The following is a 20,396-nucleotide window of genomic DNA, read 5'->3' on the forward strand; positions in this document are numbered from 1 at the left end:
ACGTCAGTCCCGGGGCCAATCCTCACACGATCGGATGAATGTCCGCGAAAATGTGTGATGGGGTGCTTACTCTCCGCTACATTCGCGCCGTCCAGCAAGCCAAAAGGCCTGCTCACAGGCAATCCGGCACAGCACCGACACCGGAAGGCAGGAGACCGCACCGCACCATGACGGAACGACCCGCGCAGCGCACCCCCAACCGACAGCTCGCCGCGCTCATCGCAGAAGCGGGGTTCTCCAACGCGGGACTCGCCCGTCGCGTGGACCAGCTCGGTCTCGAACACGGGCTCGACTTGAGATACGACAAGACCTCCGTCACCCGATGGCTGCGCGGCCAGCAGCCCCGGGGCACCACGCCCGCGCTCATCGCCGAGGTCTTCACCCGGCGCCTGGGCCGCCGCCTCACCGCCCAGGACCTCGGCCTGGACGCCTGCGCCCCGGTCTACGCGGGGCTGGAGTTCGCGGCCGCCCCCGAGGAGGCCGTCGACATCGTCAGCGGGCTGTGGCGCAAGGACTCCGGCAGCCACGCCGAGCTGCGCAAGATCGCCTTCACCCCGGCCGGGCTCGTCGTGCCGAGCCGGGACTGGCTGATCGGCCGGGCCGACGAGAAGGTCGCCCGGGGCGAGCCGCCCGCCGCCCGCATCCCCGCCCAGGGCCGCGTCCCCGTCCGCCTCCCGGGGGCAACCGAGCCGGGGGTGCCGGGCGTACCGTCCCTGCCCCGCCAGCGCGGCCAGGCCGAGCGCGGACCCGGCCAGAAGGTCACCGCCGGCGACATCGCCGCCCTGCGCTCGGTCGGTGAGCTCTTCCGCACCCTCGACGACGCCTACGGCGGCGGTCACGCCCGCCAGGCCCTCGTGCGCTATCTGGAGCACGAGTGCGAGCCGATGCTGCGCGGCACCTACGGCGAGCAGACCGGCCGCAGGCTGTTCGCGGCCGCCGCCGACCTCACCCGGCTCGCGGGCTGGACGTCGTACGACATCGCCGCGCACGGACTCGCCCAGCGCTACTTCGTGCAGGCGCTCCGGCTCGCCCAGGCCGCCGGGGACCGGACGTACGGGGCGTATGTGCTGGTCACCATGAGCCGGCAGGCCGTCTACCTCGGGCACGGGCGGGAGGCCGTGCAGCTCGCCCGGGTGGCACAGCAGGGCGTCGGCACCTCCGCCCCGCCCGTCGTGCAGACCCTGCTGCACGCCTCCGAGGCCCGCGGGCACGGAGTGCTCGGCGAGGTCCGGGCCTGCACCGCGGCCCTGGTCCGCGCCGAGCGCGCCCTGGAGACGGCCCGGCCCGGGGACGACGTACCGCACTGGGCGAAATTCTTCGACGAGGCCCAGCTCGCCGACGAGTTCGGCCACTGCCACCGCGACCTGCAACAGTTCCGCGCCGCCGCCCAGCACGCGGAACGCTCCCTGCAACTGCGCGCTCCCTCCTACGCCCGCAGCCGCCTCTTCTGCCGCGTGGTCCTGGCCACCGCCCGCCTGGGCCTGGGCGAACTCGACCAGGCCTGCCAACTCGGAGCGGAGGCGGCGGGCCAGGCCGCGGAGATGCGTTCGGTGCGGGCGGTGGAGTACGTGAGGGACTTCGAAAGGAGACTCGAGCCGTACAGGGACGCGGCCCCGGTGCGGAGCTACCGCGACAAGGTAGCGGCCCTTGGCTGAGGTGTCTGCTTTTCAGGGGCGCGGGGAACTGCGCGAACAACCCCAACGCACCCGCACCCGACGAAGCACCTAAGCAGCCCGGGGCACAGTAGGCAGCGGATCGGCCACATGCATCGACCGCCCCGCCCCCAAGTCCGCCAAGATCGCCGCAGAAGCCCGATGCCCGGAGTGCAAAGCCCCCTGCACCGTGCTGGTATCCCGATGATCCCCGCACACATACAGCCCGGCGATCAACCGCACCGGCCGCCGCAGATCATGCGGCGGCCGCATCGCCGGCACAGCCTCCACCGTCTGATGGACGGCCAACGTCTCCCACCGAGCCGTCGGCATCCCGTACAACCGCGCCAAGTGCATCCGCACCGCCGTGTCGACATCCCCCGGAGGCCGCCCCAGCACCGTCGAGGACACCAGCGCCCGCCCCGCCGGGGCGCGGGACGGATCGACCTGGCTCACCACCGCCGTATGCGCCACCGGCCCGCCGAGATCCGCGTCCAGCAGCAGCGACGCCCCCGTCTCCGGCGGCTCGTCGGTCGTGTGGTGCACCACCGTGACCGGATGGAACTCCGGTACCCGCAGCCCGGGCAGCAGTTCCGCCGCGGCCCGGGCACCGGTCGCCACCAGCACCGCCCGGCAGCGGATCTCGCCGTGCTCGGCGGTGGTCACCGAGGTCGTGGAGACGGAGGTGACGCGCACGCCGGTGTGCACGGTGCCCGGCGGCAGCGTGCGGGCCAGCAGCTCCGGCAGGGCCTCCGCGCCGCCCTCCGGTACGCACAGCCGGCCGCTCGCGAAGGCCCGCAGCGCCAGGTCCGCGCACCGGCTGGACGTGGTCAGGTCCGGGTCGCACAGCAGGGCGGCGAGCAGCGGACGCAGAAAGCCGTCGATCGTACGGGCGGGCAGCCCACGCGCCGCCAGGGCCTCACCGGCGGGCAGCTCCGGGCGGGTCAGCAGCCGTTCGGCCGGGGTGCTCGCCAGCCGGGTGAGGGCGGCCCCCAGCCGGGCCTGGTCGACGGCCGTGCCGAGCGGGGCGCCGGACCGGCTCCGGGGCACGGAGACCTGCCGCCCCGGTACCGCCACCGGCCTCCTGGGCGGCCTGGGCGCGACCGGAGACCGAGGAGCGCTCGCCAGGGCACGGACCGCATGGAGCGCGCCTCGTGCGCCCCGTGCGCCCCCTGCACCGGCCTGGACGCCCGCGCGATGGTGGCGGCCGTCGCCGTGCAGCAGGACACCGGGCGCGAAGGGCCGCAGCACCAGCCCGCCCAGTCCGGGTGTCAGTCGTAGTTCCGGATACGCCGTGGACAGCAACTGGCCGATCCGGTCGAGCCGGAAGCCGTCGACCTTCTCCGTCGCCATGCGGCCGCCGACCCCATGGGCGGCCTCCAGGACCATGGTCGTCACTCCTGCGCGGGTGAGCCGGTTCGCGGCCGAGAGTCCGGCGACCCCGGCCCCCACGACGACCACGTCCGCCTGGTACGCGGGCTCAAGCACGTGCCCCTCCTCGAGGTTGCGCGGGCGCTGGAGACGTCATGCCCTCAACAGGCCGCAGGGATACGCGAGTTCTGGTCGAGGGTAGGGCTGTGATCGGTCAAATGGGGTCGCGCATCAACAGGGCACGGTCGCACGGCGGTCGCATACGGATGCCTTGTGGGCATGAAGTGGTCGCAGATTGCTTGTGGGCGACTCGAGGAGCTGTGCCGAAACGGCCGCGACTCGTACGGGACTCGTCACAGCGCCGCCCGGATCGCCCCCTCGATCTCCGGGAACGCGAACCGGAAGCCCGACTCCAGCAGCCGCGTCGGCAACACCCGGGCGCTGCCGAGCACATCCCCGGCCATCTCGCCGAGCACGCTCCGCAGGACGGGCGCGGGCACGGCGAACACGGTCGGGCGGTGCAGCACGCGTCCCATCGCCGCGACGATCTCACGGTTCGTCAGGGGGTTCGGGGCGGTGAGGTTGAACGGCCCGGACAGACCGTCCGTGTCGAGGAGATGCCGGATCGCGGCGACCTCGTCGTGCAGGGCGATGAATGACCAGTACTGCCGCCCGTCGCCCATCCGCCCGCCGAGCCCCGCCTGGAACAGCGGGAACAGCCGCCCCCACGCGCCGCCGTCGCGGGAGACGACCAGTCCGGTCCGTGTGAACACCGTGCGCACACCGGCCTCCTGGGCCGGTGCCGCGGCGCCCTCCCACTCCACGCACAGCGACGGCAGGAAGCCCTCACCCGCCGGCGCGCTCTCGTCGACGGTCCGGTCCCCGGTCTCGCCGTAGTAGCCCATGGCGCTGCCGTTGACGAACACCCCCGGCCGGTCCTTGTCGTCCAGCGCGGCGACGGCCTCGGCGAGCGCCGCCGTGCCGTTCACCCGGCTGTCGCGGATCCTCCGCTTGTAGTCGTCCGTCCAGCGGCGGTCGCCGACCCCGGCACCCGCCAGGTTCGCCACCCCGTGGCACCCGGCGAGCCCGGCCGCGTCCACGCGCCCGCCCTCCGGGTCCCAGCGGACCTCGTCCGCCGCCCGGGGCTCATGGCGCACCAGGCGCACCACCTCGTGCCCGTCCGCGGTCAGGGACCGCACCAGAGCGCTGCCGATCAGACCGGAGGCGCCGGTCACCGCGATGCGTCGCATGGCTCAATCTTGCCGGTCGCGCCCGTAAAAGCCCCGTCGGGAACCGCTGGCGCCGACGTAACGTGACCGCCATGCCGACTCCGCACATACGACCCGCACGGCTCGACGACGAGGAGGCGCTCGGGCTGCTCGACCGCGCCGCATGGTCACCTCTGCATGCCGTGCTGCCCGAGCCGAAGCCGCCGTACCCGCCCTTCTTCAACGAGCGGCACGCGCCCGAGGACTGCCTTGTCGCCGAGGTCGGCGACCGCCTCGCGGGCTATGTCCACCTCGGCTTCCCCACCCCGGTCGACGCGGGCCGGCACGTCCGCCAGATCCAGGGCCTGGCCGTCGGCGAGCACGCGCGCGGCCGGGGCGTCGGGCGAGCGCTGGTCCGCGCCGCCGTCGACGAGGCCCGCCGCCGCGGCGCCCGCCGCATCACCCTGCGCGTCCTCGCCCACAACGTTCCGGCCCGGGGACTCTACGAGTCCGAGGGGTTCGTGGTGGAGGGGATCCTGCCCGAGGAGTTCCTGCTCGATGGGAAGTACGTCGACGACGTACTGATGGGGCGCTCCCTCTGAGCCGGATCTACGACGCGGCCAGCTCGCCCGTGTCCACCGGGGCCGTCGCGTCCGCCGCCCGGCGCGCGTCGGCGGCGACCTCGGCCGCCGTCAGGACGTAGCCCGTCTCGGCGTCCGAGGTGGAGCGGGCGAAGACCACGCCGTAGACCCGGCCGTCGGTGGTGAGGAGCGGGCCGCCGGAGTTGCCGGGGCGGACGGTGGAGCGGATCGAGTAGATCTCGCGGGTGACCGTCCCGTCGTTGTAGATGTTCTGGCCCGTCGCCCGCACCCGGTTCGCGACCGTCGCCGCCTGGAGGTTCAGGTCGCCGTCCTGCGGATAGCCCGCGACGACCGCCGAGTCCCCGCGCTCCGCGGCGTCGTCGAACCGCAGCACCGGCGCCTTCAGACCCGGCACGTACAGCACGGCCACGTCCTTCTGCGAGTCGAAGAGCACCACCCGCGCCTCGTACGTCCGCCCGACCCCGCCGATCTGCACGGTCGGCTCGTCGATGCCGGCCACCACATGCGCGTTGGTCATCACATGCTCCCGGGAGTACACGAACCCGCTGCCCTCGCGGCCCTGGGTGCCGGCGACGCCCTCGACCTTCACCGTGCTCCGCTTGGCGGCGTCGGTGGCGGCCGCCGTGACGCTGTCACCGGAGGGCGCGGCGACCTCGGCGGTCGACTCGTTCTCGAACGGGTTGAAGACCTGCGGGAAGCCCGCCTGGGTCAGTGCGGAGGTGGCCCCCGAGAACCAGGCCGGCGTGGTGTCCGGCATCGTCCGCTGCACGGCGTCCAGCACCTTCGAGTCCCGGATCGCCGAGGTGACCAGCGGCGACGAGGACACGCCCAGGACGCTCGCGGCCACCCACGCCACGATCAGCACGGCCACGGAGTTGGCCACGGCCCCGCCGACCCCGTCCGCCACTCTGAGCGGCCCCCTGTCCAGCTCCCGCCGCAGCCGCAGCGCGAGACGCCCCGCCAGCTCGTGCCCCACCACCGCCGGGAGCAGCACCGTGAACACCGCTGTCAGCGTCGCCCCCGTGGTCCCCGGCGTCACCAGGTCCATCACCCACGGCAGGGCCCACACGCCGATGACGGCGCCGCCCACGAAGCCCGCCAGTGACACACAGCCGGCCACCAGCCCGCGCCGGTACCCCGACGCCGCATAGGCCAGGACCACCAGCAACAGCAGGATGTCGAGCAGGTCCACGCACGCCGCCTTTCATTCGGAACCCCTTAGTACGTGGGGGGAGGGCCCGGTGATCAGTCACACGCGCGTGGATGATCAGAACCGGCCACGCGTCCGTGCACCAGGAAAAACGTCGCGGACCGTGACGATGGTTCCACCGGGTGGCACATCACACATCGCGGACGGACCGGATCGGGTCGACAGTGAGCACATGCGTGTCTTCCGAAGACGGCAGGGTGCGCGCAGGCACCGCGCCGCCAGGACACCCGGCATAACCGGGCTGCCGCGTGCGGCCCGGGTGGGCCTCGGCTGCCTGCCGGGCCTCTGTGCCGCCGTCGCGCTGGTGCTGTGCGCCTACGGCGTCGAGAACGCCGCCGACAGCGCCCCCGAGCCGGCCGCGGCCCGCCCCACCGCCAAGCCCCACACCGCCCCCCGGCCGCACATCGTGCTCCGGTCGCAGTGGCTGGGCGACGCTGCCCGCACCCAGCCGCGCCCCCGCTACGACGACCGGGTCTCCGCCGTGTTCGTCCACCACACCGACACACCCAACGGCTACGACTGCGCCGACTCGCCCCGCATCATCCGGGACGTGTACACCGGCCAGACCGGCGTCCGGGACTGGGACGACATCGGCTACAACTTCGTCGTCGACCGCTGCGGCACCATCTACGAGGGCCGCGCCGGCGGCGTCGACCGTGCCGTCACCGGCGCCCACACCCAGGGCTTCAACCACGGCACCACCGGCATCGCCGCCCTCGGCACCTTCACCGAGGGCATGCCCGTACCGCAGGCCATGGTCCAGGCCATCGCCGCGCTGTCCGCCTGGAAGCTGGGCCTGTCCGGCACCGACCCGCGGGCCAGCGTCCGCCTGGTCTCCAGCAACGGCCTGAGCCGGTACGCGGCCGGCACCACCGCGAAACTGCCCGCCCTCGCGGGCCACAACGACGGCTACATGACCAGCTGCCCCGGCGCCGCCCTGCACGCCCGCCTGCCGGAGATCAGAGAGCTGGCGGCCCGTCTGCAGCACCGGCCGAAGGACCCACAGCAAGGCCACAGCCGACGCGCAGTGTCCTCAGATCCCGGCCCCCTACGGTCGCCACCACAGGCAGCCGACCGGAGGTGGGGACCATGAACGACGTTCGTACGAAGAACCCGCACACCTGGAGCGCGGCCACGCGCGGCCCCTGGGCGGTGCTCTGCGCGGTCGCGACCGTCGTCCTGGGCCCGGCGGCGGCCACCGCGTCCGCCCTCGACCAGGCCAACGCGGCCCCGCTGCACCACGAGGTGAAGGCCGAGCCCCGGAGCCTGGCGGTCAGCCCCTGAAACGCTCCCACAGCCGGGGATAGCGGTCGGCGAGAAGCCGGTCGTTCTCGAAGTCGAGCGAGGTGCCCTCCGGCTCCGGGGGCGCGGGCGGGATCGCCAGATCCGGGGCGACCACACCGGTGAGCTGCTCGTAGGCCTCGTCCGCCGCGTAGCCGAGTTCCTCGCCGTCGCCGTCGATCTCCTCGTCGAAGTCGTCCAGCAGCTCGGCGAGCGCGTCCGGGTCGTGCACGGCGCCCTCGAAGACATGGCGGCCCTGGCCGATCAGCCAGCACCGGAAGAAGTCGAAGGCGTCGTCGCTCGCCCCGTCCAGCAGCACCCAGGCGGCACCCCACAGGTCCCACCGGTAGGCGCGGTTGTAGCGCGACTCGAAGTGACGGGCGAAGTCCAGGACCGAGTCCGGGTCGAGCTGCGAGAGCCGCTCCACGAGCAGGTCGGCCTGCTCCTCCGGGTCGCCTTCGGCGGCCTCGCGCGAGTCGTCCACCAGCTCCCAGAACTCCGTCTCGTCCATCACGGGACAAGCATCGGCCCTGGGACACACGGGCGCACCCGGAGTGCGCGGGATCGTTATGCGCCGCCCCGGGGCCGGTGCCCGGGGTGGTAGAGCCCGGCCAGCCGCAGCGCGTCCGCCGCGAACCGCTCGCGCAGGCCCTCGGGCGCCAGCACCTCCACCTCCGCGCCGAGCGCCGTGAGCTGGGTGTGGGCGACCTCCTCGGACTCCACCGGCAGAGCCACCGTCACCCATCCGTCGGCGTCCGGCTCCTCCGCGTCCGCCAGGGCCTCCCGCGCGGACAGCGAGTCGAGGGCATGGGGCAGGGCGCGCACACCGTAGGGGGACAGCCGCACCACCACCCGTGCCCGCAGGATGGACCGGGCGAACTGCTCCGCCCGCTCCTCCCAGAAGGCCGGCAGCTCGAACTCCGGCTCCCGCTCGAAGCGCTCCTCGCCCGGCTCCACCGCCGTGAACCGGTCGATCCGGTACACCCGGAAGGACCCGCCCCCGGCCACCCGCGCGCACAGGTACCAGACGCCCGCCTTCAGCACGAGCCCGTACGGCTCCAGCTCCCGGACGACCTCGTCCTCCCCGCGCCGGTAGCGGGCGACGACCCGCCGGTCGTCCCACACGGCGTCGGCGACGGCAGGCAGCAGCGCGGGCGTCCTCGGCTCCTTGAACCAGTTCGGCGCGTCCAGATGGAACCGCTGCGCCGCCGTCTTCGAGGCGTCCCGCAGGGACGGCAGCAGCGCCGCCGACACCTTCAGCTGAGCGGCCGAGGCGGCGTCCTCCAGACCCATCTCACGCAGCGCCCCCGGCACCCCGGACAGGAACAGCGCCTCCGCCTCGCCCCGGTGCAGCCCGGTCAGCCGCGTCCGGTACCCGCCGATCAGCCGGTACCCGCCGGCCCGGCCCCGGTCCGCGTACACCGGCACACCCGCCTCCGACAGCGCCTGGGCGTCCCGGGTCACGGTCCGCTCCGACACCTCCAGCTCACGGGCGAGTTCGGCGGCCGTCATGGCCGGCCGGGACTGGAGCAGCAGCACCATCTTGATGAGCCGGGCAGCACGCATGGGCACATCATGCAGCAGGCCCCCGCCGGAGCGAGGGCCTGCCGATCACCGGTCGGTTCTCACAGACCGTACTTCTCGCGCGCTTCCTTCACGGCCGTCGCCTTGACCTCGCCGCGCTTGGCGAGCTGGGCCAGGGCCGCGACGACGATGGACTCGGCGTCCACGCCGAAGTGGCGGCGGGCCGCCTCACGGGTGTCCGAGAGGCCGAAGCCGTCGGCGCCCAGCGAGGAATAGTCCTGCTCGACCCACTGCGCGATCTGGTCCGGGACCTGGCGCATGTAGTCGGAGACCGCCAGCACCGGGCCCTCGGCGCCCTGGAGCGCCTGCCGGACGAACGGCACCCGCTCCTCGCCGCGCAGCAGCGCCTCGTCCGCCTCCAGGGCGTCCCGGCGCAGCTCGCCCCAGGACGTCGCCGACCACACGTCGGCCGCCACGCCCCACTCCTCGGCGAGCAGCTGCTGCGCCTTGAGCGCCCAGTGGATCGCCGTACCGGAGCCGAGGAGCTGGATCCGCGGGGCGTTGGCCGGCGGCGTGATGCCCGCCGACTCCGCCGTGTTGAAGCGGTACAGGCCCTTGACGATGCCCTCGTCGACCCCGTCCACGGACGGCTTCGCCGGCTGCGGCATCGGCTCGTTGTAGACCGTCAGGTAGTAGAAGACGTTCTGGTCCTCGCCCGGGGCCGCCTCGCCGTACATCCGGCGCAGACCGTCCTTGACGATCGCCGCGACCTCGTAGGCGAACGCCGGGTCGTACGACAGGGCCGCCGGGTTGGTCGCCGCGATGACGGGGGAGTGGCCGTCGGCGTGCTGCAGGCCCTCACCGGTCAGGGTGGTGCGGCCGGCCGTGGCGCCGATCAGGAAGCCGCGGCCGAGCTGGTCGCCGAGCTGCCACATCTGGTCGGCCGTGCGCTGCCAGCCGAACATCGAGTAGAAGATGTAGAACGGGATCATCGCCTCGCCGTGCGTCGCGTACGACGTCGAAGCGGCGATGAAGTCGGCCATCGAACCGGCCTCGGTGATCCCCTCGTTGAGGATCTGGCCGTTCTTGGCCTCCTTGTAGTACATCAGCTGGTCGCGGTCGACCGGCTCGTACGTCTGGCCCTTGGGCGAGTAGATGCCGAGCGACGGGAACAGCGACTCCATACCGAAGGTGCGCGCCTCGTCCGGGACGATCGGCACCCAGCGCTTGCCCGACTCCTTGTCGCGGACCAGGTCCTTGACCAGGCGGACGAACGCCATCGTCGTCGCCACGTTCTGCGAGCCGGAGCCCTTGTCGAAGGACGCGAACGCCTTCTCCGCCGGGGCGGGCAGCGGGGCGACCGGGTGCACACGACGGGCCGGGGCCGGACCGCCGAGGGCGGCGCGGCGCTCCTGGAGGTAGCGGACCTCGGGGGAGTCGGCGCCCGGGTGGCCGTAGGGCACCACGCCGTCCACGAAGTCGCCGTCCTTGATCGGCAGCTCCAGCAGATCGCGCATGTTCTTGAACTCGTCCACCGTCAGCTTCTTCATCTGGTGGTTGGCGTTCTTCGACGCGAAGCCCTCGCCGAGGGTGTGGCCCTTGACCGTCTGGGCCAGGATCACGGTCGGCGCGCCCTTGTGCTCGACGGCCGCACGGTAGGCGGCGTACACCTTGCGCGCCTCGTGACCACCGCGCGAGAAGTGGAAACACTCGAGGATCTTGTCGTCGCTCAGCAGCTTCGCCAGCTCCACGAGCGCCGGGTCGGCGCCGAAGAAGTCCTGGCGGATGTAGGCGGCGTCACGCGTCTGGTACGTCTGGATCTGCGCGTCCGGTACCTGACGCAGACGGCGTACGAGCGCGCCGCTGGTGTCGAGCTGGAACAGCTCGTCCCAGGCCGTGCCCCACAGCGTCTTGATCACGTTCCAGCCGGCGCCGCGGAACTGGGCCTCCAGCTCCTGCACGATCTTGAAGTTGGCGCGGACCGGGCCGTCGAGGCGCTGCAGGTTGCAGTTGATGACGAACGTGAGGTTGTCCAGCTCCTCACGCGCGGCGAGCGCGAGGGCCGCCGTCGACTCGGGCTCGTCCATCTCGCCGTCGCCGAGGAACGCCCACACATGCGAACCGGCGGTGTCCTTGATGCCGCGGTTGGCCAGGTAGCGGTTGAAGCGCGCCTGGTAGATGGCGGAGAGCGGGCCGAGGCCCATCGACACCGTCGGGAACTCCCACAGCCAGGGCAGACGGCGCGGGTGCGGGTAGGACGGCAGGCCGTCGCCGCCCGCCTCGCGGCGGAAGTTGTCGAGCTGGCTCTCGTTCAGCCGGCCGTCGAGGAAGGCGCGGGCGTAGATGCCGGGGGAGGCGTGGCCCTGGATGTAGAGCTGGTCGCCGGAGCCGTCGGCTTCCTTGCCCTTGAAGAAGTGGTTGAAGCCGGTCTCGTAGAGCCAGGCCGCGGAGGCGAAGGTGGCGATGTGGCCGCCGACGCCGTACTTGCTGCCCCGGGTCACCATCGCGGCCGCGTTCCAGCGGTTCCACGCGGTGATCCGCTGCTCCATCGCCTCGTCACCGGGCACGCCGGGCTCGGCGGCGGTGGGGATGGAGTTGACGTAGTCGGTCTCCAGGAGCTTCGGCAGCGCCAGGCCGGCGCCCTCGGCACGCTCCAGCGTGCGCCGCATGAGGTATGCGGCACGATGCGGTCCGGCCGCCTCGGTCACCGCGTCCAGGGAGGCCTGCCATTCGGCGGTCTCCTCCGGGTCCCGGTCCGGGAGCTGGTCGAGCTCGCTCGGCTGGATGGCTTTGGGGTCGGTCATGTCGCCGCCTTCCTCAGTCGAAGGGGGTTCCCTCATCGGTAAGGGTTCGGGGGTGCCCTTTGTCTTTGGCAGGACAGGGCTGGGGCTTGGGTGGCAAGCCCGTCGGCGACTGTAACTCTCTGATCGATGATCGATCAAAGGGTTGAGGCGTAAAACCTCTTGATCACGAGAAAGTAGGCACGCGGTGCCTCCGGGAGTGGCACGCGGTGACGGGTTTTGGGCTGGTTTTCGCAGGTGAGAGGCGTATGAGCGGAGGTGTGCCCGAATGTCACGCCCGGGGCGCGCAGCCCAGGACGTGGGCCTTCACCAGTTCGGCGATCCGGGGGTCGCGGCGCTTGAAGGCGGCGACCAGCTCCTCGTGCTCCTCCGCGTACGACTGCTGCTGGGTGCCCAGCCAGCGGATCGACAGGGCCGTGAACACCTCGATGCCGAGGCCTTCCCAGGTGTGCAGCAGGACGGAGTTGCCCGCCGCGCGGACCATTTCGCGGTGGAAGGCGACGGTGTGGCGGACCTGGGCGGTGCCGTCCGACCTGCGGTCGGCCTCGTACAGGGCGGTGACGTGCGGTTCCAGCGCCCCGCAGTCCTCGGCGAGGCCCTGGGCCGCCAGCTCCGCCGCGATGGCCTCCAGACCGGCCCGGACCGGGTAGCTCTCCTCCAGGTCGGCGGCGGTGAGGTTCCGTACGCGGACGCCCTTGTTCGGAGCGGACTCGATCAGGCGCAGGGACTCCAGCTCGCGCAGGGCCTCGCGGACCGGGGTCTGGCTGACCTCCAGCTCCGTGGCGATCCGGCGCTCGACGATCCGCTCGCCCGGCTGCCAGCGTCCGCTGATGATCCCCTCCAGGATGTGCTCGCGGATCTGCTCGCGCAGCGAGTGGATGACGGGCGCGGTCATGTGAGCTCCTTAAAGGGGTTTGACGTTTAGACAATAAGGCCGGGTCGCTCCGCGGGCGGGATGGGTGGGGGTGTCTTGGTGCAGGTGAGACGAGACTTACATGGGGGGTGTGACTTCGTCGTTCGGCTGCCGTGCCGTGGTGGTTGCTCGCGCAGTTCCCCGCGCCCCTGAAAGCAGGCAGTGCCCCCGCCCGGTGATGTCCGGGCGGGGGCACTGTTCAGCCGTGCAAAAAGGTCAGAGGCCGAGCTCGACCTCGAACTCGCCCGCCTCCAGGATGGCCTTGACCGCCGTCAGGTAGCGGGCGGCGTCGGCGCCGTCCACCAGGCGGTGGTCGTAGGACAGGGTCAGGTACGTCATGTCGCGGACGCCGATGACCGTGCCCTCCTCCGTCTCGATGACGGCGGGGCGCTTGACCGTGGCGCCGATGCCGAGGATGGCGACCTGGCCGGGCGGCACGATGATCGTGTCGAAGAGCGCGCCACGCGAACCGGTGTTGCTGATGGTGAAGGTCGCGCCGGACAGCTCGTCCGGGGTGATCTTGTTGGCACGGACCTTGCCCGCGAGCTCCGCCGTGGCCTTGGCGATACCGGCCAGGTTGAGGTCACCGGCGTTCTTGATGACCGGGGTCATCAGGCCCTTCTCGGAGTCCACCGCGATACCGACGTTCTCGGTGTCGAAGTAGGTGATGGTCCCCTCGGCCTCGTTGATCTTGGCGTTGATCGGCGCGTGCGCCTTCAGCGCCTGGGCCGCGGCCTTGACGAAGAACGGCATCGGGGACAGCTTCACGCCCTCACGGGCCGCGAAGGAGTCCTTGGCCCGGGCGCGCAGCTTCATCAGACGCGTGACGTCGACCTCGACGACCGAGGACAGCTGGGCCTGCTCCTGCAGGGCCTTGACCATGTTGTCGCCGATGACCTTGCGGATCCGCGGCATCTTGATGGTCTGGCCGCGCAGCGGCGAGGTCTCCAGCACCGGGGCCTTCTTGGCGGCCGGAGCAGCGGCGGCCGCGGCCGGAGCCGGGGCAGCGGCGGCGGCCTTCGCGGCCTCGGCGGCGGCGATGACGTCCTGCTTGCGGATACGGCCGCCGACGCCGGTGCCCTTGACGGTGGACAGGTCGACGCCGTTCTCGGCGGCGAGCTTGCGCACCAGCGGGGTGACGTAGGCGCCGTCGTCGGTCGGCTGGGCGGCGGCCGGAGCGGCCGGGGCCTGGGCCGGAGCCGGGGCGGGCGCCGGAGCGGCCGGGGCCGGCTCGGGAGCCGGGGTCTCCTGCTGCTGCGGGGCCGGGGCCGACGGAGCCTGCGGGGCCGGGGCGGCCGGCTGGGGCGCCGGGGCGGGCTCGGCCGGGGCGGCCGGGGCCTCCTGCGCCGGAGCGGCGGCCGGAGCCGCGCCCGCGACACCGATGACGGCGAGCTTGGCGCCGACCTCGGCGGTCTCGTCCTCGCCGACCACGATCTCCAGCAGCGTGCCCGCGGTGGGCGCCGGGATCTCGGTGTCGACCTTGTCGGTGGAGACCTCGAGCAGCGGCTCGTCGGCCTCGACGCTGTCACCGACCGACTTCAGCCAGCGGGTGACGGTGCCCTCGGTGACGGACTCGCCGAGCGCGGGCAGGACGACGTCCGTGCCCTCGGCGGAGCCGCCGCCGGCGGCGGCGTCGGTGGTGGGAGCGGGCGCCGGGGCGGCCTGCTCGGTGGACGGGGCGGCCGCGGCCGGCTCGGGAGCGGGCTCGGGGGCCTGCTCGGCGGCCGGGGCCGGGGCGGCGGCGGGGGCACCGCTGCCGTCGTCGATGAGGGCCAGCTCGGCGCCGACCTCAACGGTCTCGTCCTCGGCGACCTTGATGGAGGCCAGGACACCGGCTGCGGGGGAGGGGATCTCGGTGTCGACCTTGTCGGTCGAGACCTCGAGCAGCGGCTCGTCGGCCTCGACGCGCTCACCCTCGGCCTTCAGCCAGCGGGTGACAGTGCCCTCGGTGACGCTCTCGCCGAGCGCCGGAAGGGTTACGGAAACCGCCATGGTTTCGGTTGCTCCTTACGGAAAGTGCGGAAGTCTGTGTCGTCGCTTTTCGACCGAGGGGGTCAGTCGTGCGAGTGGAGGGGCTTGCCGGCCAGGGCCAGGTGGGCCTCGCCGAGCGCCTCGTTCTGCGTCGGGTGGGCGTGGACGAGCTGCGCGACCTCGGCGGGCAGCGCCTCCCAGTTGTAGATCAGCTGGGCTTCGCCGACCTGCTCGCCCATGCGGTCGCCGACCATGTGGACGCCGACCACGGCACCGTCCTTGACCTGCACGAGCTTGATCTCGCCCGTGGTGTTCAGGATCTTGCTCTTGCCGTTGCCCGCGAGGTTGTACTTCAGAGCGACGACCTTGTCCGCGCCGTAGATCTCCTTGGCCTTGGCCTCGGTGATGCCGACGGAGGCGACCTCCGGGTGGCAGTACGTCACCCGCGGGACACCGTCGTAGTCGATCGGAACGGTCTTCAGACCGGCCAGACGCTCCGCCACCAGGATGCCCTCGGCGAAGCCGACGTGCGCGAGCTGGAGGGTCGGGACCAGGTCACCGACGGCGGAGACGGTCGGGACGTTGGTGCGCATGTACTCGTCGACCAGCACGTAGCCGCGGTCCATGGCGACGCCCTGCTCCTCGTAGCCGAGGCCCTGCGAGACCGGGCCGCGGCCGACGGCGACCAGCAGGATCTCGGCCTCGAACTCCTTGCCGTCGGCGAGGGTGACCTTGACACCGTCCTGGGTGTACTCGGCCTTCTCGAAGAAGGTGCCCAGGTTGAACTTGATGCCGCGCTTGCGGAAGGCGCGCTCGAGCAGCTTGGAGGAGTTCTCGTCCTCGACCGGCACGAGGTGCTTCAGGCCCTCGATGACGGTGATGTCCGCACCGAAGGACTTCCAGGCGGAGGCGAACTCGACGCCGATGACACCGCCGCCGAGGACGATGGCCGACTTCGGCACACGGTCCAGGACCAGGGCGTGGTCGGAGGAGATGATGCGGTTGCCGTCGATCTCCAGGCCGGGCAGCGACTTCGGCACGGAGCCGGTCGCGAGCAGCACGTGGCGGCCCTGGACGCGCCGGCCGTTCACATCGACGGAGGTCGGGGAGGAGAGCTTGCCCTCACCCTCGATGTACGTCACCTTGCGCGAGGCGACCAGGCCCTGCAGGCCCTTGTACAGGCCGGAGATCACGCCGTCCTTGTACTTGTGGACGCCGGCGATGTCGATGCCCTCGAAGCTGGCCTTCACACCGAACTGCTCGCTCTCGCGGGCCTGGTCGGCGATCTCGCCCGCGTGCAGCAGAGCCTTGGTGGGGATGCATCCCCGGTGCAGGCAGGTCCCGCCGACCTTGTCCTTCTCGATCAGGGCGACGTCCAGGCCAAGCTGCGCCCCGCGCAGGGCCGCGGCGTAACCACCGCTGCCACCGCCGAGGATCACTAGGTCGAAAACGGTGCTGGCGTCGTTCGCCACGTCACGTCCTCCATGCATGTGCGCCGTACGCCGGTCTTCACTGACCGGCAGGCGGCTGGTGTCCGGCCGCTCGTTCTTCGGCCCTTCGGTGGGGCCCTGTCCTGCCGAGCCCCATCTTCGCACTTGTCGACACACAAAGAGACGCCGGGCTGCTGTGTGAGACGCCCCACGTTCAGATGAGAGTGCCCCCGGGGGCACGCCCCAAGGGGCGCGGGCCTGTGTTCGATCAGCGGCTCCGCCGCGCGGGCGCGACCAGCCCCCACGCTCGCCTGCGACGGACAGCGGGGTCACGCCTTCAGGGGCGCGGGGCTGTGTTCGATCTGCGGCTCCGCCGCGCGGGCGCGACCAGCCCCCACGCTCGCCTGCGACGAGCAGCGGGGGCACGCCTTCAGGGGCGCGGGGAACTGCGCGAACAACCCCCACGCCCCCGCACTCGCCACACAACCGGCGAGGCCGAGCCAATAGGCGAACTCAGCCGAGGTCACCCGCGGCCGTCAGCTCCGCCAGCCGCACCAGCGTCCGCACAGCCGACCCCGTACCACCCTTCGGCGTGTACCCGAAGGGCCCGCCCTCGTTGAACGCCGGCCCCGCGATGTCGAGGTGCGCCCAGGTGATCCCCTCGCCCACGAACTCGCGCAGGAACAGACCGGCGACCAGCCCGCCGCCCATCCGCTCGCCCATGTTCGCGATGTCGGCCGTGGGGGAGTCCATCCCCTTGCGCAGGTGCTCCGGCAGCGGCATCGGCCACGCCGGCTCCCCGACCTCCTCCGCGGCCTCGTGCACCGCGGAGCGGAACGCGTCGTCGTTGCCCATGATCCCGAACGTCCGGTTGCCCAGCGCCAGCACCATCGCCCCGGTCAGCGTCGCCACGTCCACGATCGCGTCCGGCTTCTCCTGGGAGGCCGCCCACAGGGCGTCGGCCAGCACCAGCCGGCCCTCGGCGTCGGTGTTGAGCACCTCCACCGTCTTGCCGCTATACATCCGCAGCACGTCACCCGGACGGGTCGCGGAACCGGACGGCATGTTCTCGGCCAGGGCGAGCCAGCCGGTGACGTTGACCTCGAGACCCAGCCGCGCGGCGGCGACGACCGCGGCGAACACGGTGGCCGCGCCGCTCATGTCGCACTTCATCGTCTCGTTGTGACCGGCCGGCTTCAGCGAGATGCCGCCCGAGTCGTAGGTGATGCCCTTGCCGACGAAGGCGAGGTGCTTCTTCGCCTTCGAGGAGGTGTAGGACAGCTTCACCAGGCGCGGTCCCGCCGCCGAGCCGGCCCCGACGCCGAGGATGCCGCCGTAGCCGCCCTTCTCCAGGGCCTTCACGTCGAGCACCTGCACCTTGATGCCGTGCTCCTTGGCCGCGGTCTGCGCGACCGCGGCGAACGCCTCGGGGTTGAGGTCGTTCGGCGGGGTGTTGATCAGGTCGCGGGCGCGGTTGAGCTCCTCGGACACGGCGGCGGCACGCTCGATCGCCGCCTTGTACGCCTTGTCGCGGGGCTTGCCGCCCAGCAGGGTGACCTCGGCGAGGGGGGCCTTGCCGTTCTTCGCCTTGGGGTCCTTGCCGTTCTCCTTGTAGGCGTCGAACGAGTACGCGCCGAGCAGCGCGCCCTCGCCGATCGCGCCGGCGTCGGCGGCGTCCGTCAGCGGCAGGGCGAAGGCGGCCTTCTTGGTCCCGGACAGGGCGCGGGCGGCGACGCCGGCGGCCCTGCGCAGGGCCTCGGTGTCGTAGTCGGCGTCCTTCTCGGGTACCGCGCCCAGGCCCACCGCCAGTACGAGCGGTGCCTTGAAGCCGGACGGTGCCGGCAGCTTCGTCAACTCGCCCTCGGCACCGGAGGCGCCGAGAGTCTCCAGGACGCCGGCGAGCTTGCCGTCGTACGCCTTGTCCACGGCCTCGGCGCCCGGTGCGACGACCGGCCCCTTGGCACCCTTGGCGACACCGATCACGATCGCGTCGGCCCGCAGGCCGGGCGCCGCGGCGGTGCTGAGAGTGAGAGCAGTCACGGTGGTGAAATCTCGCTTCCGATGTGAAGTTGCGATGGTCGAACGGTGTGGGTCGACCGGGCCCGAGCCGACCCTATTCCGACTCGGGGCCGGCGATCACGGGGCCTTCCCCGGTGCGGCGAACACTCGACGACGAGACTACGCGCGTGGTCGCGTTCGCTCATTACTGCGGGTGTTCACCTGTCGGTCGCGAAGTAGCCATTTCTTGATCCCTCAAGGCGGTGAACTCGGTCACACTCGCTCGGATCCGGCAAGAGTCTCGCTCGCCGCTTTGCATGATTTTCACTGATCCTCCTCTGTTCGGCCTTTGTTCGACCGCAAGGGGATCTCTGGGATCTTCTTGGGGGAGGAACCATGGCGCAGCGTGCGCGCAGGTGGAGAAACACGGCCGCGGCGATGACGGCGGCAGGCATGATCACGGCCGGGGCGACGGCGCCCGGGGCGGCGGCAGCGGAAGAGCCGCGCATCGATCTCAAGGTGCTGGTGGTGGACAACGGCGACAGTCCCGTCAAGGCCGTCACCGCCCAGCTCAGAAGCACGGGTGTCCCGTACACCACCGTCGATCTGAACGACTCCGGCCGCCCGAGAATCACCGAGTCGTTCCTGAGCGACACGGTCAGCGGCAGGCCCCGCGCCAAGTACCAGGGCGTCGTCCTGCCGAACGAGGCCCCGTTCGGCGCGGGCTCCGCCGAGCAGACCGCCCTGGAGACGTACGAACGGACGTACGGCATCCCGCAGGTCGACGCCTACACCTGGGCCCACCCGAGGGTCGGCCTCGACTACACCAGTGAAGGCGGCTGGGCGGGCACCCTCGACGGGCGCGAGGCATCGGTCACCGCAGCCGGGAAGGCCGGCCGGTTCGGCTATCTCCAGGGCGCGTTCCGGTTCGAGGACAACGCGCCGGACGTGCAGGAGAGTTACGGCTATGTCGCCCGGCCCCGCGCCGGCTTCACCAGCTATGTCGACATCCCCGTGCCCGGCGGCACCGGCCGCGGCAGCCTCGTCGGCGAGTACGCCCACGACGGCCGCCGCGAACTCGTCGTGACCTTCGCGTACAACAACAACCAGCAGCAGTTCCGGCTGCTGGCCCGGGGCATCGTCGAGTGGCTCACCCAGGGCGTGCACCTGGGGCAGACCCGCAACTCCTTCGCGGTGCACGTCGACGACGTGTTCGCCCCGGACAGCCGCTGGGACACCGAACGCAACTGCACCCCGGGTGACTTCGACTGCGCGGGCGGCGACGGCGAGGGCACCACGCCGATCCGCATGACCGCGGACGACGCCGCCTACGCCGCCCGGTGGCAGCGCGAGCACGGCTTCACCATGGACATGGTCTACAACGCCGGTTCCGGCGAGGAGTGGAAGGCCGAACACGGCGGCACCGACGCCCTCACCGACCGGCTGCTCGCCGACGAGGCGCAGTACCGCTGGGTCAACCACACCTACACGCACCCGTTCCTCGGCTGTGTCCAGGACACCTCCAGCGTGCCGTGGAGCTGCGCGAAGAACGCGGACGGCTCGGTGAAGTACACGAGCCGCGCCGAGATCGCCGCGCAGATCCGCGACAACCACAACTGGGCCGTGGGCAAGGGCCTTCCGGTCGACCGCGCCGAACTCGTCACCGGTGAGCACTCGGGCCTGAAGACGCTGCCCCAGCAGCCCGCCGACAACCCGAACCTGTCCCGCGCCCTCGCCGACACCGGCGTCAAGTGGATCGCCTCGGACAACTCACGCGAGCCCGAGCAGCGGGCGATCGGTAACGCGCTGACCGTCCCGCGCCACCCGATGAACGTGTACTACAACGTGGGCACGGCGGCCGAGATGGCCGACGAGTACAACTGGATCTACACCTCGCGCGGCGACGGCGGCAGCGGCGTCTGCGAGGACAACCCCACCTCGACCTGCCTGGACGAGCCGCTCGACACCACCACCGGCTACGCCGAGCACATCGTCCCCCAGGAGGCGCGCACCGCCCTGGGCCACGCCCTCGCGGGCGACCCCAGACCGCACTACGCGCACCAGTCCAACCTGGCCGAGGACCGGCTGCTCTACCCGGTCATGGAGAAGGTGCTGGCCGATTATCGATCCCTGTTCGCCGACAGCACCCCGCTGGAGAACCCCCGGCACAGCGCCATCGGCACCGAGGTCCAGCGCCGCGCCGCCTGGCAGACCGCCCTGGCGAACGGCCGCGTGACGGCCTACCGCATCGGCACCACCGTGACCGTCACGGCCCCGTCCGGCACCCAGATCCCGGTGACCGCCCCGGAGGGCACCAAGAAACAACTCCTCCTGGGCACCACGGCCTTCGGCACCCCGTACGCGGGATCCCGCTCGGCGTGGACCGGCCCGGCAGCACTCTCGTCGGCTCTCACCTTGAAGCTGCCGTAGGGATA

15 protein-coding genes are annotated in these 20,396 nt (G+C 71.8%); 5 read left to right on the plus strand and 10 right to left on the minus strand.

What is annotated here, in order from left to right; genetic code table 11:
- Positions 1-167: 167 nt before the first annotated feature.
- The gene (locus tag KJK29_RS27885; RefSeq protein ID WP_215121928.1) at positions 168-1,655 is read left to right on the plus strand and encodes a regulator; all 1,488 of its coding nucleotides are present in this window, start codon (positions 168-170) and stop codon (positions 1,653-1,655) included.
- Positions 1,656-1,724: 69 nt separating this feature from the next.
- On the opposite strand, the gene KJK29_RS27890 is transcribed toward KJK29_RS27885, so the two are convergent.
- Positions 1,725-3,140, minus strand: coding sequence for an NAD(P)/FAD-dependent oxidoreductase (locus KJK29_RS27890; protein WP_215121929.1), 1,416 nt, complete (start codon positions 3,138-3,140; stop codon positions 1,725-1,727).
- A 236-nt stretch (positions 3,141-3,376) separates the two neighbouring features.
- Positions 3,377-4,273 (minus strand): TIGR01777 family oxidoreductase, encoded by an 897-nt coding sequence (locus tag KJK29_RS27895; protein WP_215121930.1) that lies wholly within the window; start codon positions 4,271-4,273, stop codon positions 3,377-3,379.
- A gap of 71 nt (positions 4,274-4,344) precedes the next feature.
- Here KJK29_RS27895 and KJK29_RS27900 point away from each other — a divergent pair, with 71 nt between their 5' ends.
- Positions 4,345-4,833, plus strand: coding sequence for a GNAT family N-acetyltransferase (locus KJK29_RS27900; RefSeq protein ID WP_215121931.1), 489 nt, complete (start codon positions 4,345-4,347; stop codon positions 4,831-4,833).
- Positions 4,834-4,840: 7 nt separating this feature from the next.
- On the opposite strand, the gene KJK29_RS27905 is transcribed toward KJK29_RS27900, so the two are convergent.
- The gene (locus KJK29_RS27905) at positions 4,841-6,025 is read right to left on the minus strand and encodes a MarP family serine protease (protein ID WP_215121932.1); all 1,185 of its coding nucleotides are present in this window, start codon (positions 6,023-6,025) and stop codon (positions 4,841-4,843) included.
- 190 nt (positions 6,026-6,215) lie between these two features.
- Between KJK29_RS27905 and KJK29_RS27910 the strand changes: the two genes are divergently transcribed.
- Both KJK29_RS27910 and KJK29_RS27915 read left to right on the plus strand, forming a co-directional pair.
- Positions 6,216-7,136: a peptidoglycan recognition protein family protein gene (locus KJK29_RS27910; protein ID WP_251057965.1), complete on the plus strand. Its 921-nt coding sequence runs from the start codon at positions 6,216-6,218 to the stop codon at positions 7,134-7,136.
- Positions 7,133-7,327: a hypothetical protein gene (locus KJK29_RS27915; RefSeq protein WP_215121933.1), complete on the plus strand. Its 195-nt coding sequence runs from the start codon at positions 7,133-7,135 to the stop codon at positions 7,325-7,327. Before KJK29_RS27910 ends, KJK29_RS27915 begins: the two co-directional genes overlap by 4 nt.
- Here KJK29_RS27915 and KJK29_RS27920 read toward each other — a convergent pair.
- The 7 genes from KJK29_RS27920 to KJK29_RS27950 all read right to left on the minus strand — a co-directional run bounded on the left by KJK29_RS27920 (position 7,317) and on the right by KJK29_RS27950 (position 18,003).
- On the minus strand, positions 7,317-7,835 hold the full coding sequence (locus tag KJK29_RS27920) for a DUF4240 domain-containing protein (protein WP_215124493.1): 519 nt from the start codon (positions 7,833-7,835) through the stop codon (positions 7,317-7,319). The genes KJK29_RS27915 and KJK29_RS27920 overlap by 11 nt on opposite strands.
- Positions 7,836-7,891: 56 nt before the next feature.
- The gene (locus tag KJK29_RS27925; protein ID WP_215121934.1) at positions 7,892-8,890 is read right to left on the minus strand and encodes a helix-turn-helix transcriptional regulator; all 999 of its coding nucleotides are present in this window, start codon (positions 8,888-8,890) and stop codon (positions 7,892-7,894) included.
- A 59-nt stretch (positions 8,891-8,949) separates the two neighbouring features.
- On the minus strand, positions 8,950-11,652 hold the full coding sequence (gene aceE / locus KJK29_RS27930; protein WP_215121935.1) for a pyruvate dehydrogenase (acetyl-transferring), homodimeric type: 2,703 nt from the start codon (positions 11,650-11,652) through the stop codon (positions 8,950-8,952).
- Positions 11,653-11,920: 268 nt separating this feature from the next.
- A complete protein-coding gene (locus tag KJK29_RS27935) occupies positions 11,921-12,544 on the minus strand; it encodes a GntR family transcriptional regulator (protein WP_215121936.1) in 624 nt (207 codons plus the stop codon).
- Positions 12,545-12,778: 234 nt separating this feature from the next.
- The gene (gene sucB, locus KJK29_RS27940) at positions 12,779-14,554 is read right to left on the minus strand and encodes a 2-oxoglutarate dehydrogenase, E2 component, dihydrolipoamide succinyltransferase (RefSeq protein ID WP_215121937.1); all 1,776 of its coding nucleotides are present in this window, start codon (positions 14,552-14,554) and stop codon (positions 12,779-12,781) included.
- Between the two features lie 62 nt (positions 14,555-14,616).
- On the minus strand, positions 14,617-16,005 hold the full coding sequence (gene lpdA / locus KJK29_RS27945) for a dihydrolipoyl dehydrogenase (RefSeq protein WP_215121938.1): 1,389 nt from the start codon (positions 16,003-16,005) through the stop codon (positions 14,617-14,619).
- Positions 16,006-16,476: 471 nt separating this feature from the next.
- Positions 16,477-18,003: a leucyl aminopeptidase gene (locus KJK29_RS27950; protein ID WP_215121939.1), complete on the minus strand. Its 1,527-nt coding sequence runs from the start codon at positions 18,001-18,003 to the stop codon at positions 16,477-16,479.
- 354 nt (positions 18,004-18,357) lie between these two features.
- Here KJK29_RS27950 and KJK29_RS27955 point away from each other — a divergent pair, with 354 nt between their 5' ends.
- Positions 18,358-20,391, plus strand: coding sequence for a hypothetical protein (locus KJK29_RS27955; RefSeq protein ID WP_251057966.1), 2,034 nt, complete (start codon positions 18,358-18,360; stop codon positions 20,389-20,391).
- Positions 20,392-20,396: the final 5 nt, after the last annotated feature.

The organism is Streptomyces koelreuteriae, from assembly GCF_018604545.1.
GTDB lineage: Bacteria > Actinomycetota > Actinomycetes > Streptomycetales > Streptomycetaceae > Streptomyces > Streptomyces koelreuteriae.

Bases quoted from the DNA above. Each gene is read 5' to 3' on its own strand.
- KJK29_RS27885 (WP_215121928.1), top strand. From the start codon at position 168: ATGACGGAACGACCCGCGCAGCGCACCCCCAACCGACAGCTCGCCGCG.
- KJK29_RS27895 (WP_215121930.1), bottom strand. From the start codon at position 4,273: ATGCGACGCATCGCGGTGACCGGCGCCTCCGGTCTGATCGGCAGCGCT.
- KJK29_RS27900 (WP_215121931.1), top strand. From the start codon at position 4,345: ATGCCGACTCCGCACATACGACCCGCACGGCTCGACGACGAGGAGGCG.
- KJK29_RS27910 (WP_251057965.1), top strand. From the start codon at position 6,216: ATGCGTGTCTTCCGAAGACGGCAGGGTGCGCGCAGGCACCGCGCCGCC.
- KJK29_RS27915 (WP_215121933.1), top strand. From the start codon at position 7,133: ATGAACGACGTTCGTACGAAGAACCCGCACACCTGGAGCGCGGCCACG.
- KJK29_RS27920 (WP_215124493.1), bottom strand. From the start codon at position 7,835: ATGGACGAGACGGAGTTCTGGGAGCTGGTGGACGACTCGCGCGAGGCC.
- KJK29_RS27925 (WP_215121934.1), bottom strand. From the start codon at position 8,890: ATGCGTGCTGCCCGGCTCATCAAGATGGTGCTGCTGCTCCAGTCCCGG.
- aceE (WP_215121935.1), bottom strand. From the start codon at position 11,652: ATGACCGACCCCAAAGCCATCCAGCCGAGCGAGCTCGACCAGCTCCCG.
- KJK29_RS27935 (WP_215121936.1), bottom strand. From the start codon at position 12,544: ATGACCGCGCCCGTCATCCACTCGCTGCGCGAGCAGATCCGCGAGCAC.
- sucB (WP_215121937.1), bottom strand. From the start codon at position 14,554: ATGGCGGTTTCCGTAACCCTTCCGGCGCTCGGCGAGAGCGTCACCGAG.
- KJK29_RS27955 (WP_251057966.1), top strand. From the start codon at position 18,358: ATGGCGCAGCGTGCGCGCAGGTGGAGAAACACGGCCGCGGCGATGACG.